Raw genomic sequence first — 15,013 nt, 5'->3', positions numbered from 1 at the left:
CACCCCTCTCACCCCTGCTGCGCCCCCCCCCCCCGGCCGCGCCGCCACCCCCCCCCCCCGGGGGGGGCGCGGCTCTTCGCGATTCCGCGGCCACCGGTGACCGCGACGACGCGGGCGGCCCCGGCCATCGCGACCCTCGGAGGGCATCAGCGATCCCGGTCCTCCTGACCGCGGTGCTCCGCGGCGATACCGAAGCGGTGCCGTTCGCCCGTAGCGGACGACGCGGAGCGCAAGGAGGACACCGAGCTGATCACCTGCTCCCTCTCGGCCGCCTCCTGTGCCTCGGCCTCTTCGCTCTCAAGTCGTTGCAGGTCAGCGGCTGACACCAGGGCGACCAGCGGCTTTCCGTGTCGCGTCACCACCACACGTTCACCCCCGTAGACGACACGGTTGATCAGTTCGGCGAGCTCCGCCCGGGCTTGCGTCACCGGAATCTCGTAGGCCATAGCCCCATTCTAACCTTCTGTACGTCCTGTACATTTTTTACGTACTCCGGTTCTGTGCAGTCCGAGGTCCGAGGAGAGGCATCACCATGTTCCGTCCCGCCGCCCGCTACGTTCTGCCCGAGTTCACCGAGCGCACCGCCTACGGGTCGCGGAGCATGGATCCGTACTCGAAGCTGCTGTCCGAGCGGATCGTCTTCCTCGGCACGTCCGTCGACGACACCGCGGCGACCGATCTGATCGCGCAGTTCATGTACCTGGAGCACGCGGACCCCGACCGGCCCCTGTCCCTCTACATCAACTCGTCCGGTGGCTCCTTCAACGCCATGACGGCGATCTACGACACCATGCAATTCCTCGCCTGCGAGGTGGAGACCTTCTGTCTCGGACAGGCGGGCGCCGGCGCCGCGGTGCTGCTCGCAGCCGGCGCGCCGGGACGCCGACATGCCCTGCCGGGCGCCCGGGTAGTCATTCAGCAACCCGCTCTGGACGAGCCGGTGCAGGGCCAGCCCTCCGATCTCGAGATCAAGGCCCGCGAGTTGACGCGCGAACGAGAGCTGCTCACGGCCATGCTGGCCCGCCACACGGGTCGTTCCACGCGGGAGATCAGCGCCGACATCGAACGGGACACCATCCTCGACGCCCCGGCCGCCCTGGCGTTCGGGCTGGTGGACCACGTCGTGGAGAACCGCACGCCGCCCCAGCCGCCGCATCCCGCGAGGTGAACGCCCGATGCTCTCACCCCAGTTCCCGCCGCTTCCCGCACTGACCCGCGCCGAGGCCGAGTTCATCGACTGCTACCTGGAGGTGCTCGACCAGCTCGGCCGCATCAATCCCGCCCGCGGCAGCGACACGTACGGAGCGCTCCGGGCGGCTCAGGCCCTCGCGTCCCGGGCCACCGCGCTCCGCGACGCACTCGTGTTGATGCACGAGCGGGGTGAGTCGCAGATCCACGCGGACACCCTGGCCAGAGCGTTACGGCTGCTGGACGGAGAACGTCGCGCCGGACGGGTCGCCCTGCCTCCCGCGTCATCCGGTTGAGCGCCTTCGCCACCGACTCGGCCGCCGCATCCGTCTTTTCGACGCTCTTCCACGACACGCCCGACGGGCCGATGAGTTTCCCTCGCTCGATCGGCGTAGAAGCTCCCCCGCCCGAGGGACAGCCCAACTTGCGCAACGGGCGCGGACGCTGAGCGGAATCAATCGTTCCGCCGCTGGTACGCGGCTGGTCAGGTCCGGCCGTCGCGGCTCCGGGCCGACCGCGTCCACTCGATCGGATCAGTCGTGACGACTCTCACATATCGCCACTTCGACCAGGAAATCCGACAGCGGGTGCGTAAAGATCCCTGGGACGACAAGCCCCCGCCACCGCGGCGGGGCGGTCCGGGCGGACGCCGAGTCCTGCCGCCGTCCGGATGTCTGGTCGACAGAAGTGGATCGGCAGGAGTGGAGGACCCGAGCACAACGGGCCGGCCGGATTTCCGGACGGCCCTCGGGGTGAAGCCGCTGTGCGCGGCCGGGCAACTTCGCCAGCCCGAACCCGACAGGTCATCCTTCACAGGCGGCTGACGAAGGGTTGCGCATGACTGCGCAGGTTCATGTCCCGTCTCTGTTCGCCCGGGTCGGTACGGCCACGGTTCTGACCTTCGCCGTGGGTACCACCATGCTGGCCCCGGGTCTTGTGAACGACGCCGAGGCCGCCGCCCACTCCACGAAGGCGCTCAAGATCGCCGCCTCGAAGAAGGGTGCACCCTACAGATGGGGTGCCACGGGCCCCTACCGGTTCGACTGCTCCGGGCTCACGCTCTACTCGTTCAAGAAGGCCGGCAAGAAACTACCCCGCACGGCTCAGCAGCAGTACAACAAGACCCGCCATATCTCCAGGTCGCAGCGGAAACGCGGCGACCTGGTCTTTTTCCACGCGGGCCGCAGTGTGTACCACGTCGGCATCTACGCCGGCAGCGGGAAGATCTGGCACTCGCCGAAGGCCGGCGCGGTGGTCCGGCTCGAGAAGATCTGGTCCGGGAACGTCTGGTACGGGAGGGTCCGCTGACACTCTTTCCCATCCGGTTCAGTGCAGCAGGGGACCCGTCACCAGTACGAGCCCCAGCGCGGTGAGCGCCGTGCCGCTGCCGCCCTCGATCGCACGGGCGGTGCGCGGCCGGCGCAGCCACCGGCCCAGCCGGTCGACCAGCAGGGCCACCGCTGGGAACCACACGAGCGCGAGCAGGACGACCACCGAGGCCAGCAACAGCGTCCTCGGCAGGGGCGGACTGCCGTCGGGGACGAACTGGGGCAGCAGGCTCAGGAAGAGCACGGGCGCCTTCGGGTTGAGGGCGTTGGTCAGGAAGCCCTGGCGCAGTGACCGTCCGTGCCCCGACGGGGCCCTGTCCGCGGGTCCCTCCTCGGCACCTGCTCCCGCGACGGCCCGCCGCCGCATCGCGTACAGGCCGCTGAGGCCGAGGTAGAGCACATACGCGCCGCCGAGCAGTTGGACGGTGCGGAAGAGGACCGGCATCGTCACGAGCACGGCGGCGAGTCCGGCGACGGCCAGCGCGGTGTGCACCAGGAGCCCCCCGGCGACCCCCACAGCGGTGGCCAGCCCGGAACGCCGGGATACGAGCGCGTTGCGTACGACCACGGTGAAGTCGGCGCCGGGCAGCGCCACCATTCCCGCAGCCACGGCGACGAAGGCGAGGAGTTGTGCGTCCATGGGTACACCATGGACGCTGCAGGCCTTTAGCGTGTACTTGCAATCTTCTGGGTCTGCCAAAAGGAATGCTTAATGTACGACGCGACGCGGCTGGCCGCGCTGGTGGCGGTGGCCGAGGCCGGCTCGATCACACGGGCAGCCGTGCGGCTGGGCTACACCGCGCCCGCGCTCTCGCAACAGCTCGCCAAGCTCGAGCGGGAAGCCGGAGCGGCGCTCCTCGTCCGACACCACCGCGGAGCACGGCTGACGGCCGCCGGTGAGCTGCTGGCGGGGCGGGCCAGACGTGTGCTGGACGAGATGGACCAGGCGCGGCACGAGCTGGCCCGGCTCACAGGGCTGTCGGGCGGCCGGCTGCGGGTCGGCACGTTCGTGACGGCCGGGATCCATCTGCTGCCGCCGGTACTCACCGCGTTCCGGCGCTCGCACCCCGACGTGGAACTGGCCGTCACGGACTACGAGCCGCCCGCCGGGGTCACCGCCGTGGCCGCGGGCGACGTGGACCTGGCACTGACCCATGCGTACGAACCCGCGGCCGCCGAACCGATGCCGGCGGGGGTGTCGGCCGAGCCGCTGCTCGTCGAGGAGCTGGTGCTGGTCACGGCGCTCGGGCAGATGCTGGCCGAAGGCACCGGGCCGCTGCCCGTGGCCGAACTGGCGGGCCGCCCGCTGATCAGCAGCGCGCCCGGGCATCCGCCGCGGCGTGGTGTGGAGCGTGCGCTGGCCGAGGCGGGCGCCACTCCCGCCGTGGTGTGCGAGTCGCCCGGCTACGCCCTGGTGTGCGCCCTGGTCAGTGCCGGCCTCGGCGTGGCGGTGGTGCCGGAAATGGTGGCGGCGATGTCCCCGACACCGCTCGCCGTCCGGCGCCTGGAACCCGCCGCTTTCCGGCGGACGATCTCCGTGGTGCACCGGGGGGACCGGAACACAGCTGCGGCGACGACGCTGATGGCACTGCTGCGCAGCGGCTTCGGCCGGGCCTCCGCCGTGTGAAGGCGGTTCCGCCCCGCGAGGGCGGTCCTCTCGACGGCGTCAGGACTGCGCGGGAACCGGCCAGGGAAGGGCGATCGACACGGTCTTGCCCCCGTCCGGGGTGGGGCTGACGCTGAGCCGGCCGCCGTACTCCTTCGCCAGGGCCCGGATGATCACCATGCCGCGGCCGTTGTCCTGCCGCACCGCGGCGGGCAGCCGCTGGGGCCAGCGAGGGTGACTGTCCGTCACGCCGAGGTAGAACTCCACGTCCCGGTCGAGCCGTAGGTCCACGGTGAAGGTGGGCGACTGCCCGAAGGTGTGCTGGACGGCGTTGGTGGCGAGTTCCGAGACGATCAGCCGGATGGTGTCGGCGGTGTCACCGTCCTCGGGCAGGCCCCATTCGGCGAGCACCCGGGCCACAAGTCTCCGGGCCGCGGACACCGAGGCCGGATCGCTCGGCAGAGTGACGGTTGCTTCCTGATGGTCTGCCATGTCGACGCCGTCCCTTTCCCGCCCGACCGGCCCACGGCCGGCCTGGATTGTGCTTCGCGCCAGACTGCCACCGATGCCGCCCTCCATGACGGCGATCCACCAAGATATGCATATATCTGTCGCTCATTACGGTGAACTCTGTCGCCTGAGCCGTGTACGGGCGCAACACTGGCCCCTTTCCGGGCCGGACCCCGCGGGGGCGGCTCTCCGTACAACGGGAGGAGGCCACCATGCGGCACGGCCCTGCGGTACGCCGGCGCAAGCTCGGGGAGGAGCTGCGCAGCCTTCGTCACACCTCGGGACTCACGAGCCGGGACGCCGCCGGCCTGCTCGGCTGGCACCAGTCGAAGGTGAGCCGGATCGAGACGGGGGCGAGTGGGGTGACGCCCGGTGACGTGACCCGGCTGCTGGATGCCTACGGCGTGGACGACCGGCAGTTGCGTTCTCTGCTCCAGGCGCTCGCCGGGTCGGCCGGCGGCGGTGGAAGCGGGTGGTGGCACGCCTATCGCGGGCTCATTCCGCCCCAGTACCGCGACTTCATCAGCCTGGAGTCCCAGGCTGACGCCGCCCGCACACTCGAGACCTCGGTGGTCCCGGGGTTGCTGCAGACCGCCGACTACGCGCGCGCGGTGACCCGGTCCTCGGTGGACGGACTGCCGGCCGCCCAGCTCGATTCCCTGGTGGAGGTCAGGCTCGCCCGGCAGAGCGTCCTCCACTCGCCCCGGCCGCTGCGGCTCAGCGCCGTGATCGACGAGGCCGTGCTGAGGCGGAAGGTGGGCGGCCCCCGGGTCATGGAGGAACAACTGCACCATCTGACACGTGTAGCCCAACTGCCCCACGTGACACTTCAGTTACTGCCGTTCACGGCCGGGAGCTATATCGGCCTCACCGGACCTTTCGTTATCTTCTCCTTTCCGAACACTTCTGATCTGGATGTGGTCGTTCTTGACCATTTGACGAGTAGTCTCTACCTGGAGCGGAGAGAAGACCTTGAGGCGTACAGCTCGGCCTTCCACACGATGCAGGGTCACGCACTGTCGCCGGAGCGTTCGCTGGACCTCATCGCCGTGGTAGGCCACGGCGGTTAGGCGGGAACTTTCAGACTGCCCGAGGGGGGCACGATGTCCGACCGTCTCGCACAGCCCGCACCCAGGTGGCGGCGCAGCAGCCGCAGCACGGGGATGAACAACTGCGTGGAAACCGCACCGCTCGGCGACGACCGGCTCGCCGTACGGGACTCCAAGGACGCGCGACTGCCGCCGCTGCGCTTCTCGGCGAGGGCGTGGACGTCCTTCGTGGCCGGACTCCGCGACCGCCCGGTCAGCTGACCGGCAGGGGCGCCGTCGCGAGGACGGTGCCCACGGCGGTCGCGATCTGCTCCTGCGTCAGGTCGGCACGGGCGGTCAGCCTCAGCCTGGAGATCCCGTCCGGCACCGACGGTGGCCGGAAGCACCCCACCGCGAGACCCGCCGCGCGGCAGTCGGCGGCCCAGCGCACCGCGGACTCCGCCGAGGGGGCGCGGACCGACACGACGGCCGCGTCGGGGCGCACCGCGGTCAGTCCGGCCGCCGTCAGCCGGCCGTGCAGTTCGACGGCGACGGCCCCGGCCCTCGCCGCGCGTTCGGGTTCGCGGCGCAGCAGTCGCAGCGCGCCCAGAGCCGCGCCGACGGCCGCCGGTGCGAGACCGGTGTCGAAGATGAACGTACGGGCCGTGTTGACCAGATGGCGGATGACCCGGGCGGGCCCTAGCACCGCTCCGCCCTGGCTGCCGAGCGACTTGGAGAGGGTGAGTGTGGCGACGATCCCCTCGCCGCCCGCGAGTCCGGCGGCCGCGAGCGCGCCGCGCCCTCCCTCGCCCAGGACGCCCAGCCCGTGCGCGTCGTCCACGAGAAGGGCAGCGCCCGCGTCGCGGCAGACGTCGGCCAGTCCTGCGAGCGGGGCGGCGTCGCCGTCCACCGAGAAGACGGAGTCGGTCACGGTCAGCGCCCGTCCGCCGTGCGCGTGGAGCGCCTTTCGCACGGCCTCGGGGTCCGCGTGCGGCACGACGGCGGTGGCGGCCCGGGAGAGCCGGCAGCCGTCGACGATCGAGGCATGGTTACCCGCGTCGGAGACGATCAGCGAATCGTGTCCGGTGAGCGCCGTGAGTGCGGCGAGGTTGGCCGCGTAACCGGAGGAGAACACCAGGGCGGCCTCGAATCCGCAGAAGGCCGCCAGTTCGCTTTCGAGTTCGGCGTGCAGCGCGGTGGATCCGGTGACGAGCCGCGAGCCGGTGGCACCCGCGCCCCATGTCCGTGCCGCCTCGGCAGCGGCCGCCGTGACCTCGGGGCTCCGGCTCAGACCCAGGTAGTCGTTGCTCGCGAGGTCCAGCAGTTCCGTCTCGGCGGCCCGGGGGCGCAGCGTCCGGACGAGTCCGGCGTCGGCACGGCGGCGGGCCTCGTCGTCGATCCAGTCGAACGGGGCGTAGGACATGAGCGGGTCCTTTTTTGTAGGCAGCTCACAGACCCTAACCGGGCGTGCAACAGGCCAGGGTGTGGCAATACACACAGCATCGACCGGCTCTATTGTCCGGTTCCTCCTTGGCCGATGGCGGCCCCGTACGTCAGGATCAACGCCATGGACCTGCTGAACACGCTGGTGGACAAGGGGCTGCGGCGCGAACTGCCGACCCGGGACGAAGCGCTCGCCGTGCTGGCGACCTCCGACGACGAACTGCTCGAGGTGGTGGCCGCGGCCGGAAAGGTGCGCCGCCAGTGGTTCGGCCGGCGCGTCAAACTCAACTACCTGGTGAACCTGAAGTCCGGGCTCTGCCCCGAGGACTGCTCGTACTGCTCGCAGCGGCTCGGCTCCAAGGCGGAGATCCTCAAGTACACCTGGCTGAAACCGGACGAGGCGAAGAAGGCCGCCGCCGCGGGAGTGGCCGGCGGTGCCAAGCGGGTGTGCCTGGTGGCCAGCGGCCGAGGGCCGACCGACCGCGACGTCGACCGGGTGTCGCAGACGATCGAGGCCATCAAGGAGCAGCACGAGGGCGTCGAGGTGTGTGCCTGCCTCGGCCTGCTGTCGGAGGGCCAGGCCGACCGGCTGAGGTCTGCGGGTGCCGACGCGTACAACCACAACCTCAACACCTCGGAGGGTACGTACGGGGACATCACGACCACCCACACGTACGCCGACCGGGTCGACACCGTCCAGCAGGCCCAGGCCGCCGGGCTTTCGGCGTGCTCCGGTCTGATCGCCGGCATGGGCGAGACCGACGCCGACCTGGTGGACGTCGTCTTCTCGCTGCGTGCGCTGGATCCCGACTCGGTACCGGTGAACTTCCTGATCCCCATGGAGGGGACCCCGCTCGCGAAGGACTGGCACCTCACGCCGCAGCGGTGTCTGCGCATCCTGGCGATGGTCAGGTTCGTGTGCCCGGACGTCGAGGTGCGGCTCGCGGGCGGCCGCGAGGTCCACCTTCGTTCGATGCAGCCGCTCGCCCTGAATCTGGTCAATTCCATCTTCCTGGGTGACTATCTGACCAGTGAGGGCCAGTCGGGACAGACCGACCTCGACATGATCGCGGACGCCGGCTTCGAGGTGGAGGGAGCGGACACGCGGACGCTCCCCGGGCACCGCGCCCCCGTGGCCGGCGGCTGCGGTTCGCACGAGGGCGGCTGCTCTCCGTGCGGTGACACCGCCGAGACGGCTCCCGAGCCGTCCGAGGCCCTGGCGGCGCGCACGGACCTCGTGGCGGTCCGCCGTCGCGGCGCCGGGACGGACCTCGCACCCAATGCCTGATCAGCTCCGCCCGGCAGAGATCCGCGCCCTGGACCGGGCCCACGTCTGGCACCCCTACGGCCCGATGCCGGGCCGCCAGGAGCCGCTGATCGTGGAGTCCGCGTCCGGGGTGCGCCTCCGGCTCGCCGAACCCGCCCACGGTCAGCGCGAGTTGGTGGACGGCATGTCGTCATGGTGGTCGGCGGTCCACGGCTACAACCATCCGGTGCTCAACGAGGCCGCCCGCGGCCAGCTGGACCGGATGAGCCATGTGATGTTCGGCGGGCTCACGCACGAGCCCGCCGTGCGGCTGGCGACACGGCTGGTGGAGATCACTCCGGAGCCTCTGCAGCACGTCTTCCTCGCAGATTCGGGGTCGGTCTCCGTCGAGGTCGCGGTGAAGATGTGCCTGCAGTACTGGCGTTCGGCGGGGCGGCCCTCCAAGCGCCGGCTGCTGACCTGGCGCGGTGGATACCACGGGGACACCTGGCAGCCCATGTCCGTGTGCGACCCCGAGGGCGGGATGCACGAGCTGTGGTCGGGTTCCCTCCCCCGGCAGATCTTCGCGGACGCCCCTCCGGACGGCTTCGACGCCGAACCGGACGCCGGCTACGAGAGGCATCTGCGCGAGCTGGTGGCCGCCCATGCCGATGAGCTGGCAGCGGTGATCGTGGAGCCCGTGGTTCAGGGTGCGGGCGGAATGCGTTTCCACTCCCCCGCGTATCTGCGGGTGCTCCGCGAGGCGTGCGACGCGCACGACGTACTACTGGTGTTCGACGAGATCGCGACGGGTTTCGGCCGTACCGGGCAGCTGTTCGCGGCCGGGCACGCAGGGGTGTCACCGGATGTCATGTGTGTCGGCAAGGCACTGACCGGCGGGTATCTCACGCTGGCGGCGACACTGTGCACCTCGCGGGTGGCGGAGGGCATTTCGAGCGGAGACGTGCCGGTACTGGCACACGGGCCGACGTTCATGGGCAACCCGCTCGCCTCGGCGGTGGCCTGCGCGTCCGTGGACCTCCTGCTGGGCCAGGACTGGGAGCTGGAGGTGAAGCGGATCGGCACGGGACTGCGACAAGGGCTGGCCGAGGCAACCGATGTGCCGGGCGTACGTGACGTCCGGGTGCTGGGCGCGATCGGGGTCGTGCAGCTCGACCACGAGGTGGACATGGCGGCCGCGACACGGGCCGCTGTCCGCGAGGGCGTATGGCTGCGTCCGTTCCGGGATCTCGTGTACACGATGCCGCCCTATGTGACCGGCGACGACGATGTGGCACGGATCTGCCGGGCAGTGTGCGCCGCGGCGAAGGAGGGCTGAGATGACGATCCTCGTGGTGACCGGTACGGGCACCGAGATCGGCAAGACCATCGTGACCGCAGCGGTTGCGGCCGCATTCCGGGATCTCCGGGTCGCGGTCCTCAAGCCCGCCCAGACGGGACTCGCCCCGGGCGAACCGGGGGACGCCGCCGAGGTGGTGCGGCTGGCGGGCGCCCACGTCACTGCGGTCGAACTGGCACGTTTCCCCGAGCCTTTGGCACCTGAGACGGCGGCACGCCGAGCCGGTCTCGCGCCCGTACGCCCGTACGAGATCGCCGAAGCCGCCCAGAAGCTGGCGACGGAGCACGACCTGGTGCTGGTCGAGGGCGCGGGCGGGCTGCTCGTCCGCTACGACGAGCAGGGGGCCACGCTCGCGGACGCCGCGCGGCTGATGGCGGCGCCCGTGCTGGTGGTGGCGCCCGCCGGCCTTGGCACGCTCAACGCCACCGCGCTGACGACCGAGGCGCTGCGGGCACGAGGGCTTTCGTGTCCCGGAGTGGTGGTCGGGAGCATGCCGGCCGAGCCCGATCTGGCCTCACGGTGCAACATCGACGACCTTCCGGTCGCGGCGGGCGCCCCGCTGCTCGGTGCGGTGCCGGCCGGAGCGGGAGCGCTGGAACCGGCTGCATTCCGGGCGCGGGCGGCAAGTTGGCTGGCACCGGAGCTCGGCGGGAATCGACCCGCCGGATGAAGGGCTGAGCGGGGCCCGTACGGGGGAGAATCCAAGGAGAGCCGTATTCACGTGCCCTCCGAGGAGGCCCGATCATGCGTCGGCGCAGCACACCTGTCCCCCGGGACGCGGTGCACCACCCGGTATTCGCCCGCTTCTACGCCCGGCTGAGCGTGACCGCCGACCTCAAGGGAGGTGTGGCGGCCCATCGCGACGAACTCCTCGCCGGCCTCTCCGGCCGCGTCATCGAGATCGGCGCGGGTAACGGCCTCAATTTCGCGCACTACCCGGGGGCCGTGTCCGAAGTGGTGGCGATCGAGCCCGAGCGCAGCCTGCGACAGATGGCGGCCGATGCGGCGCTGCGCGCGGAGGTGCCGGTCGATGTGGTGCCGGGGACGGCCGAGGCACTGCCGGTCAAGAGCGAGGGGTTCGACGCGGCGGTGGCCTCGCTCGTCCTGTGCACCGTGAGGGACCTGCCCCGGGCGCTGGCAGAGATCAAACGGGTGCTGAGGCCGGGCGGCGAGCTGCGCTTCTTCGAGCACACCCTTGCACCCGGCCGGGCACTGGCCACGGCGCAGCGTGCGGCGGACCGCACACTCTGGCCGCTGCTCTTCGGGGGCTGTCACACGGCGCGGGACACCGTCGCGGCCATCGAGGAGGCCGGCTTCGAGCTGGGGGTGTACCGCAGGTTCCGCATCCCGGACAAGGGCGTGCAGCTGCCGAGCTCCCCGTGTGTGCTCGGTGTGGCCCGTCGGTCCGCCGTGGTGGACCGCTCGGCGGAGGTGGGCTGAGGACTCCCGGTCACAGGCTCCACCGGCGCAGCTCGTCGGCGATACTCCGGACGTCGGCCTTGCCCTCCTTCACCAGCCGGGCCAGATCGCGCACCTGCTCGGGAGAGGTGATGACCTTCAGCCCTGAAGCGACGAGATAGCCGTATGCGACGGCGGAGGCGAACATCGCGTTGGAGTGCTCGAGCGCGGGCACATGGAGGAGCAGTTGCAGCATGGCGGCTGCCCGGGAGTGCGGATCGCTGTAGACGGGGCTGCCGAAGATCTCCGCCTCGTGCCGGCTGACAGCGGCGACGAGTGCACCCCAGTCGACGACCTGTGGATCACCGGGCGTCTTGTGCTCGGCGACCATGAGCAGCCAGGAAAGGTCGATCTGCAGGTTCAACGGGTGCCTTTGCGCTCCGGGCCGAACTCCTCGGCGAACACCGACTCGTACTGCTTCATGAAGTCGGCCGCGGCCTCGACGAAGGTGTGTCCCACCTCGCCCGCATCCTGTTTGACGAGTTCCTCTATGTAGCGGTTCACGCTCATCCCCCGCTGCAGGGCGCGCTGTCGCGCCGCCTCGGCGGTGGCCTCGTCCACTCGAACGTTCAGCTGAGTCTTGGGCACGTCATCACGCTAGCGCGTGTGCGCTAGCACTCGCAAGGGGAGCGGGGCGACGCACCGACAGCTCTCGGGACCGGCGGTGGTCCATCGTGCGGGAGCCGGGCACTGCGGGCCGGGGCGCCACAGGTGTTCCGGTGGCTGCCGGCGCGCACCGGGAAGCAGCGTCGTGGAGCAGCGCCGTGGGGCAGCGCCGTGGGGCAGCGCCGTTAGTGGCGCCGTTGAGCAGCGCCGGAAAATGGTCGCCCGCCGCCCGAGCTCTCTGGTTGGCTCGAACCATGACCGATCTTGATATCCGCTGTGCGGGCCTCTCCGACATCGACGCTGTTCTGCGGTTCTGGCGCGAGGCCGCGGAAGGCACCAGCATCACCGACGACCACGACGGAGTGGCCCGGCTGATCTCGCGGGACCCCGACGCCCTGCTCCTCGCGGAACGCGACGGGCGGATCACCGGGACCGTCATAGCCGGGTTCGACGGATGGCGGTGCTCCGCATACCGGCTCGCGGTGCACCCGGACTGCCGCCGGCAAGGCATCGCCACAGCCCTGTTGGACGCCGCGGAGCGACGGTTCCTCGCCCTCGGGGGGCGACGGATCGACGCCATGGTCCTGGAGGCAAACGAACAGGCGCATCACACATGGGGCGCGGCTGACTACCATCGCGAGGACCACTGGCGGCGCTGGGTCAAGTCCCTCTGAACGCGACCAGGGCCGCCAGAGGCCTGTGACCAGCCGCAATCCGTACGCCGTACACGGCATTTTGCCGGTCCTTTACTATGGATCCTCGACCGTCCGACCCTTTCGAAAGGTGTGAGCGTCCGCCCATGGGCGAGCCCCCCAGTAGTCGACACCGCCGACATCGCGCGATCCTTCTGCCCCTGCCCGATCATGGGACGGAGGTGAACCGATGACCGAAGTGCTTCTGCTCCTCGTGGCGCTGCTGCTCTCCCTCGCCTGCGGTGCGTTCGTGGCGGCCGAGTTCTCTCTGACCACCGTGGAGCGCGGCGAGCTCGAACGGGCCGTCGAGCGAGGGGACAGGGGTGCGGCGGGAGCGCTCAAGGCCGTACGCAGCCTCACCTACCAGCTCTCCGGCGCGCAGCTCGGCATCACCGTCACCAACCTGGTCGTGGGCATGCTCTCCGAGCCGTCCATCTCCAAGCTGATCCAGGGACCGGTGGAAGCGACCGGACTGTCGCCCGGTGTGTCCTCCTCACTGGCTCTCGTGATCGGCACCGCGCTGTCCACCGTGGTCCTGATGGTGGTCGGTGAGCTCGTCCCGAAGAACTGGGCGATCTCCTCCCCCCTGGCCGTCGCCCGGACGGTCGCCGCGCCGCAGCGCGCCTTCACGGCAGTCTTCCGGCCCTTCATCAGCCACCTCAACAACACCGCCAACCGGATCGTGCGGCGCTTCGGCCTCGAGCCGGCAGAGGAGCTGGCCTCGGCGCGCAGCCCGCAGGAGCTCGTGGCCCTGGCCCGACACTCCGCGAAGGAGGGCGCGCTCGAGGCGGACACCGCGGAGCTCTTCGTACGCACCCTCAACCTGTCCGAACTGACCGCGGAGAACGTGATGACCCCCCGGGTCCAGGTCACCGCCCTCGAGGTCCAGGCGACCGCCGAGGACGTCGCGAACGCCACCCGGGCCACCGGTCTCTCCCGGTTCCCCGTCTACCGGGGCAGCCTGGACACGGTCGTCGGCGTCGCTCACATCAAGGACGTACTGGCCATTCCCGCCGAGCAGCGGCCCCGTAAGCGGGTGTCGGACATGCTCCGCGAACCACTGCTCGTGCCGGAGACCCTCACCGTGGACCGCCTGCTGGACCGCCTCTCCGGAAAGCTGGCCATGGCCGTCGTCATCGACGAGTACGGCGGCACGGCGGGAGTCGTGACGCTGGAGGACATCGTGGAGGAAGTCGTCGGCGAGGTGCGGGACGAGCACGACCCGCACGAGACCCCCGACCTGGCGGCCGCCGGTGAGGACGCGGACGGACGCACACTGTGGTCCGCCGACGGAGCGGCCCGCACGGACCAGCTCCGCACCATCGGACTGCGAGTACCGGACGGACCGTACGAAACACTCGCCGGGCTGATCGCCACGCGGGTCGGCCGCATTCCGGTGGTCGGCGACACCGTCGAGCTCACGGGCTGGCGGATCGACGTGGTGGACGCCTCGGGGCATCGCGCCGCGCGTGCGCTGCTGCACGCGCCGCTGCCCGGTAGCGACGAGCCGGCGGAGGACGAACGATGATCGCCGTCCAGCTCTTCATCGGCTTGCTGACCCTGGTCGTCAACGCCTTCTTCGTCGGCGCGGAGTTCGCGCTGATCTCCGTACGCCGCAGTCAGATCGAGCCCGCGGCCGAAGCCGGGGACCGGCGGGCCCGCAGCGTCATCTGGGGCCTCGAGCACGTGTCGGCGCTCCTCGCGGCGGCCCAGCTGGGCATCACGCTCTGCACCCTGGTGCTGGGTATCGTCGCCGAGCCGGCCATCGCCCATCTGCTGGAGCCCGTCTTCGACGCGGTGGGGGTGCCGCACGGGCTGGTGCACCCGATCTCGTTCGTCATCGCCCTGACCGTGGCGACGTATCTGCACATGCTGCTCGGCGAGATGGTGCCGAAGAACATCGCACTCGCCGAGCCCGCCCGCACCGCGCTGCTGCTCGGCCCGCCGCTGGTGACTCTCGCCAGGGCGCTGAAGCCGGTGATCTTCACGATCAACGCCTTCGCGAACACACTGCTCAAACTGCTGCGGGTGGAGACCAAGGACGAGGTCTCCGCGACGTTCTCCGACGACGAACTGGCACGCCTCGTCAAGGACGCCGAGGACTCCGGGCTCGTCGACGACCGCTCGGCGGACCGCCTGCGCCATGCGCTGGAGCTGGGCCGACGCCCGGTCCGGGACGTACTCCTTCCGGTCGACCGGGTGCTGTACACCCGGGTCGGCACGACCCCGGAGGAGCTGGAGCGGCTCTCCCACGAGTCCGGCTTCTCGCGCTTCCCGGTGATGGACAGCGAGCAGCGCATCATCGGCTACCTCCATGTGAAGGACGCCCTGGACGCCGCACCGCGCGATGTGCCGTTCCCGGTGACGGCCCTGCGGCCTATCGCCCGGGTGCGTGCTGCGACGCCACTGGACGACGTACTGACCGCGCTGCGGCGTAGCCGTACGCATCTGGCAGCCGTTCTCGACGAGGACGGCCGGCTGGCCGGCATGATCACGATGGAGGACGTACTGCGCGAGCTGGTGGGCAGGCACCAGGCGCGCTGACGTC

Annotated in this window: 19 protein-coding genes and 1 riboswitch; of the genes, 13 read left to right on the top strand and 6 right to left on the bottom strand. The window is 70.6% G+C overall.

From position 1 onward, the window contains the following. Nucleotides 1-146 precede the first annotated feature (146 nt). Complete coding sequence (locus tag ACFWFI_RS07340) at nt 147-446, bottom strand: type II toxin-antitoxin system Phd/YefM family antitoxin (protein WP_387386636.1); 300 nt, start codon at nt 444-446, stop codon at nt 147-149. Between the two features lie 86 nt (nt 447-532). On the opposite strand from ACFWFI_RS07340, the gene ACFWFI_RS07335 reads away from it, so the two are divergent. From ACFWFI_RS07335 to ACFWFI_RS07325, 3 genes are all read left to right on the top strand, one after another. After that, the gene (locus ACFWFI_RS07335; protein WP_387386634.1) at nt 533-1,168 is read left to right on the top strand and encodes an ATP-dependent Clp protease proteolytic subunit; all 636 of its coding nucleotides are present in this window, start codon (nt 533-535) and stop codon (nt 1,166-1,168) included. Between the two features lie 7 nt (nt 1,169-1,175). Then, nucleotides 1,176-1,484, top strand: a complete 309-nt coding sequence (locus ACFWFI_RS07330; RefSeq protein WP_387386631.1) for a hypothetical protein — start codon at nt 1,176-1,178, stop codon at nt 1,482-1,484. 354 nt (nt 1,485-1,838) lie between these two features. Then, nucleotides 1,839-2,022: riboswitch (cyclic di-AMP (ydaO/yuaA leader) on the top strand. A 3-nt stretch (nt 2,023-2,025) separates the two neighbouring features. Continuing rightward, nucleotides 2,026-2,496, top strand: a complete 471-nt coding sequence (locus tag ACFWFI_RS07325; RefSeq protein ID WP_387386629.1) for a C40 family peptidase — start codon at nt 2,026-2,028, stop codon at nt 2,494-2,496. A gap of 18 nt (nt 2,497-2,514) precedes the next feature. Here ACFWFI_RS07325 and ACFWFI_RS07320 read toward each other — a convergent pair whose 3' ends face one another. Further along, a complete protein-coding gene (locus tag ACFWFI_RS07320) occupies nt 2,515-3,156 on the bottom strand; it encodes a LysE family translocator (RefSeq protein WP_387386626.1) in 642 nt (213 codons plus the stop codon). A gap of 72 nt (nt 3,157-3,228) precedes the next feature. Here ACFWFI_RS07320 and ACFWFI_RS07315 point away from each other — a divergent pair, with 72 nt between their 5' ends. After that, complete coding sequence (locus ACFWFI_RS07315) at nt 3,229-4,143, top strand: LysR family transcriptional regulator (RefSeq protein ID WP_387386624.1); 915 nt, start codon at nt 3,229-3,231, stop codon at nt 4,141-4,143. 39 nt (nt 4,144-4,182) lie between these two features. Here the strand turns inward: ACFWFI_RS07315 and ACFWFI_RS07310 are convergent, their stop codons facing one another. Continuing rightward, nucleotides 4,183-4,614 carry an ATP-binding protein gene (locus ACFWFI_RS07310; RefSeq protein ID WP_387386621.1) on the bottom strand — a complete coding sequence of 144 codons (432 nt, stop codon included), beginning with the start codon at nt 4,612-4,614 and terminating at the stop codon, nt 4,183-4,185. Between the two features lie 230 nt (nt 4,615-4,844). Here ACFWFI_RS07310 and ACFWFI_RS07305 point away from each other — a divergent pair, with 230 nt between their 5' ends. Together ACFWFI_RS07305 and ACFWFI_RS07300 are read left to right on the top strand one after the other, a co-directional pair. Then, nucleotides 4,845-5,702, top strand: coding sequence for a helix-turn-helix domain-containing protein (locus tag ACFWFI_RS07305; RefSeq protein ID WP_387386618.1), 858 nt, complete (start codon nt 4,845-4,847; stop codon nt 5,700-5,702). A gap of 33 nt (nt 5,703-5,735) precedes the next feature. Next, nucleotides 5,736-5,942 (top strand): DUF397 domain-containing protein, encoded by a 207-nt coding sequence (locus ACFWFI_RS07300; RefSeq protein WP_387386616.1) that lies wholly within the window; start codon nt 5,736-5,738, stop codon nt 5,940-5,942. Here the strand turns inward: ACFWFI_RS07300 and ACFWFI_RS07295 are convergent. Beyond that, on the bottom strand, nt 5,935-7,083 hold the full coding sequence (locus ACFWFI_RS07295; protein ID WP_387386613.1) for an 8-amino-7-oxononanoate synthase: 1,149 nt from the start codon (nt 7,081-7,083) through the stop codon (nt 5,935-5,937). The two genes, ACFWFI_RS07300 and ACFWFI_RS07295, sit on opposite strands and share 8 nt — an antisense overlap. 144 nt (nt 7,084-7,227) lie before the next feature. Here ACFWFI_RS07295 and bioB point away from each other — a divergent pair, with 144 nt between their 5' ends. From bioB to ACFWFI_RS07275, 4 genes are all read left to right on the top strand, one after another. Beyond that, nucleotides 7,228-8,391, top strand: coding sequence for a biotin synthase BioB (bioB, locus tag ACFWFI_RS07290; RefSeq protein ID WP_387386643.1), 1,164 nt, complete (start codon nt 7,228-7,230; stop codon nt 8,389-8,391). After that, entirely contained in the window at nt 8,384-9,688 is a 1,305-nt protein-coding gene (locus ACFWFI_RS07285; RefSeq protein WP_387386610.1) for an adenosylmethionine--8-amino-7-oxononanoate transaminase, read from the top strand. Before bioB ends, ACFWFI_RS07285 begins: the two co-directional genes overlap by 8 nt. A 1-nt stretch (nt 9,689) precedes the next feature. Continuing rightward, a complete protein-coding gene (bioD, locus tag ACFWFI_RS07280) occupies nt 9,690-10,379 on the top strand; it encodes a dethiobiotin synthase (protein WP_387386609.1) in 690 nt (229 codons plus the stop codon). Nucleotides 10,380-10,453: 74 nt separating this feature from the next. After that, nucleotides 10,454-11,149: a class I SAM-dependent methyltransferase gene (locus tag ACFWFI_RS07275; protein WP_387386606.1), complete on the top strand. Its 696-nt coding sequence runs from the start codon at nt 10,454-10,456 to the stop codon at nt 11,147-11,149. Between the two features lie 10 nt (nt 11,150-11,159). Here the strand turns inward: ACFWFI_RS07275 and ACFWFI_RS07270 are convergent, their stop codons facing one another. Both ACFWFI_RS07270 and ACFWFI_RS07265 read right to left on the bottom strand, forming a co-directional pair. Further along, nucleotides 11,160-11,531: a fic family toxin-antitoxin system, toxin component gene (locus ACFWFI_RS07270; protein ID WP_387386604.1), complete on the bottom strand. Its 372-nt coding sequence runs from the start codon at nt 11,529-11,531 to the stop codon at nt 11,160-11,162. Next, the gene (locus ACFWFI_RS07265; protein ID WP_030921856.1) at nt 11,528-11,755 is read right to left on the bottom strand and encodes a hypothetical protein; all 228 of its coding nucleotides are present in this window, start codon (nt 11,753-11,755) and stop codon (nt 11,528-11,530) included. Before ACFWFI_RS07265 ends, ACFWFI_RS07270 begins: the two co-directional genes overlap by 4 nt. A gap of 272 nt (nt 11,756-12,027) precedes the next feature. On the opposite strand from ACFWFI_RS07265, the gene ACFWFI_RS07260 reads away from it, so the two are divergent. The 3 genes from ACFWFI_RS07260 (at nt 12,028) to ACFWFI_RS07250 (ending at nt 15,009) form a co-directional block, all read left to right on the top strand. Then, nucleotides 12,028-12,447 (top strand): GNAT family N-acetyltransferase, encoded by a 420-nt coding sequence (locus ACFWFI_RS07260; protein WP_387386601.1) that lies wholly within the window; start codon nt 12,028-12,030, stop codon nt 12,445-12,447. A 208-nt stretch (nt 12,448-12,655) separates the two neighbouring features. Next, a complete protein-coding gene (locus ACFWFI_RS07255; RefSeq protein WP_387386598.1) occupies nt 12,656-13,993 on the top strand; it encodes a hemolysin family protein in 1,338 nt (445 codons plus the stop codon). Beyond that, nucleotides 13,990-15,009: a hemolysin family protein gene (locus ACFWFI_RS07250; RefSeq protein ID WP_387386595.1), complete on the top strand. Its 1,020-nt coding sequence runs from the start codon at nt 13,990-13,992 to the stop codon at nt 15,007-15,009. The genes ACFWFI_RS07255 and ACFWFI_RS07250 overlap by 4 nt, the downstream gene beginning before the upstream one ends. Nucleotides 15,010-15,013: the final 4 nt, after the last annotated feature.

This window comes from Streptomyces sp. NPDC060209, from assembly GCF_042728155.1.
Taxonomy (GTDB): Bacteria; Actinomycetota; Actinomycetes; order Streptomycetales; family Streptomycetaceae; genus Streptomyces.
This window is presented reverse-complemented; position numbering and strand designations above follow the sequence as displayed.

Bases quoted from the DNA above. Each gene is read 5' to 3' on its own strand.
- ACFWFI_RS07340 (WP_387386636.1), bottom strand. From the start codon at position 446: ATGGCCTACGAGATTCCGGTGACGCAAGCCCGGGCGGAGCTCGCCGAA.
- ACFWFI_RS07335 (WP_387386634.1), top strand. From the start codon at position 533: ATGTTCCGTCCCGCCGCCCGCTACGTTCTGCCCGAGTTCACCGAGCGC.
- ACFWFI_RS07330 (WP_387386631.1), top strand. From the start codon at position 1,176: ATGCTCTCACCCCAGTTCCCGCCGCTTCCCGCACTGACCCGCGCCGAG.
- ACFWFI_RS07325 (WP_387386629.1), top strand. From the start codon at position 2,026: ATGACTGCGCAGGTTCATGTCCCGTCTCTGTTCGCCCGGGTCGGTACG.
- ACFWFI_RS07320 (WP_387386626.1), bottom strand. From the start codon at position 3,156: ATGGACGCACAACTCCTCGCCTTCGTCGCCGTGGCTGCGGGAATGGTG.
- ACFWFI_RS07315 (WP_387386624.1), top strand. From the start codon at position 3,229: ATGTACGACGCGACGCGGCTGGCCGCGCTGGTGGCGGTGGCCGAGGCC.
- ACFWFI_RS07310 (WP_387386621.1), bottom strand. From the start codon at position 4,614: ATGGCAGACCATCAGGAAGCAACCGTCACTCTGCCGAGCGATCCGGCC.
- ACFWFI_RS07305 (WP_387386618.1), top strand. From the start codon at position 4,845: ATGCGGCACGGCCCTGCGGTACGCCGGCGCAAGCTCGGGGAGGAGCTG.
- ACFWFI_RS07300 (WP_387386616.1), top strand. From the start codon at position 5,736: ATGTCCGACCGTCTCGCACAGCCCGCACCCAGGTGGCGGCGCAGCAGC.
- ACFWFI_RS07295 (WP_387386613.1), bottom strand. From the start codon at position 7,083: ATGTCCTACGCCCCGTTCGACTGGATCGACGACGAGGCCCGCCGCCGT.
- bioB (WP_387386643.1), top strand. From the start codon at position 7,228: ATGGACCTGCTGAACACGCTGGTGGACAAGGGGCTGCGGCGCGAACTG.
- ACFWFI_RS07285 (WP_387386610.1), top strand. From the start codon at position 8,384: ATGCCTGATCAGCTCCGCCCGGCAGAGATCCGCGCCCTGGACCGGGCC.
- bioD (WP_387386609.1), top strand. From the start codon at position 9,690: ATGACGATCCTCGTGGTGACCGGTACGGGCACCGAGATCGGCAAGACC.
- ACFWFI_RS07275 (WP_387386606.1), top strand. From the start codon at position 10,454: ATGCGTCGGCGCAGCACACCTGTCCCCCGGGACGCGGTGCACCACCCG.
- ACFWFI_RS07260 (WP_387386601.1), top strand. From the start codon at position 12,028: ATGACCGATCTTGATATCCGCTGTGCGGGCCTCTCCGACATCGACGCT.
- ACFWFI_RS07255 (WP_387386598.1), top strand. From the start codon at position 12,656: ATGACCGAAGTGCTTCTGCTCCTCGTGGCGCTGCTGCTCTCCCTCGCC.
- ACFWFI_RS07250 (WP_387386595.1), top strand. From the start codon at position 13,990: ATGATCGCCGTCCAGCTCTTCATCGGCTTGCTGACCCTGGTCGTCAAC.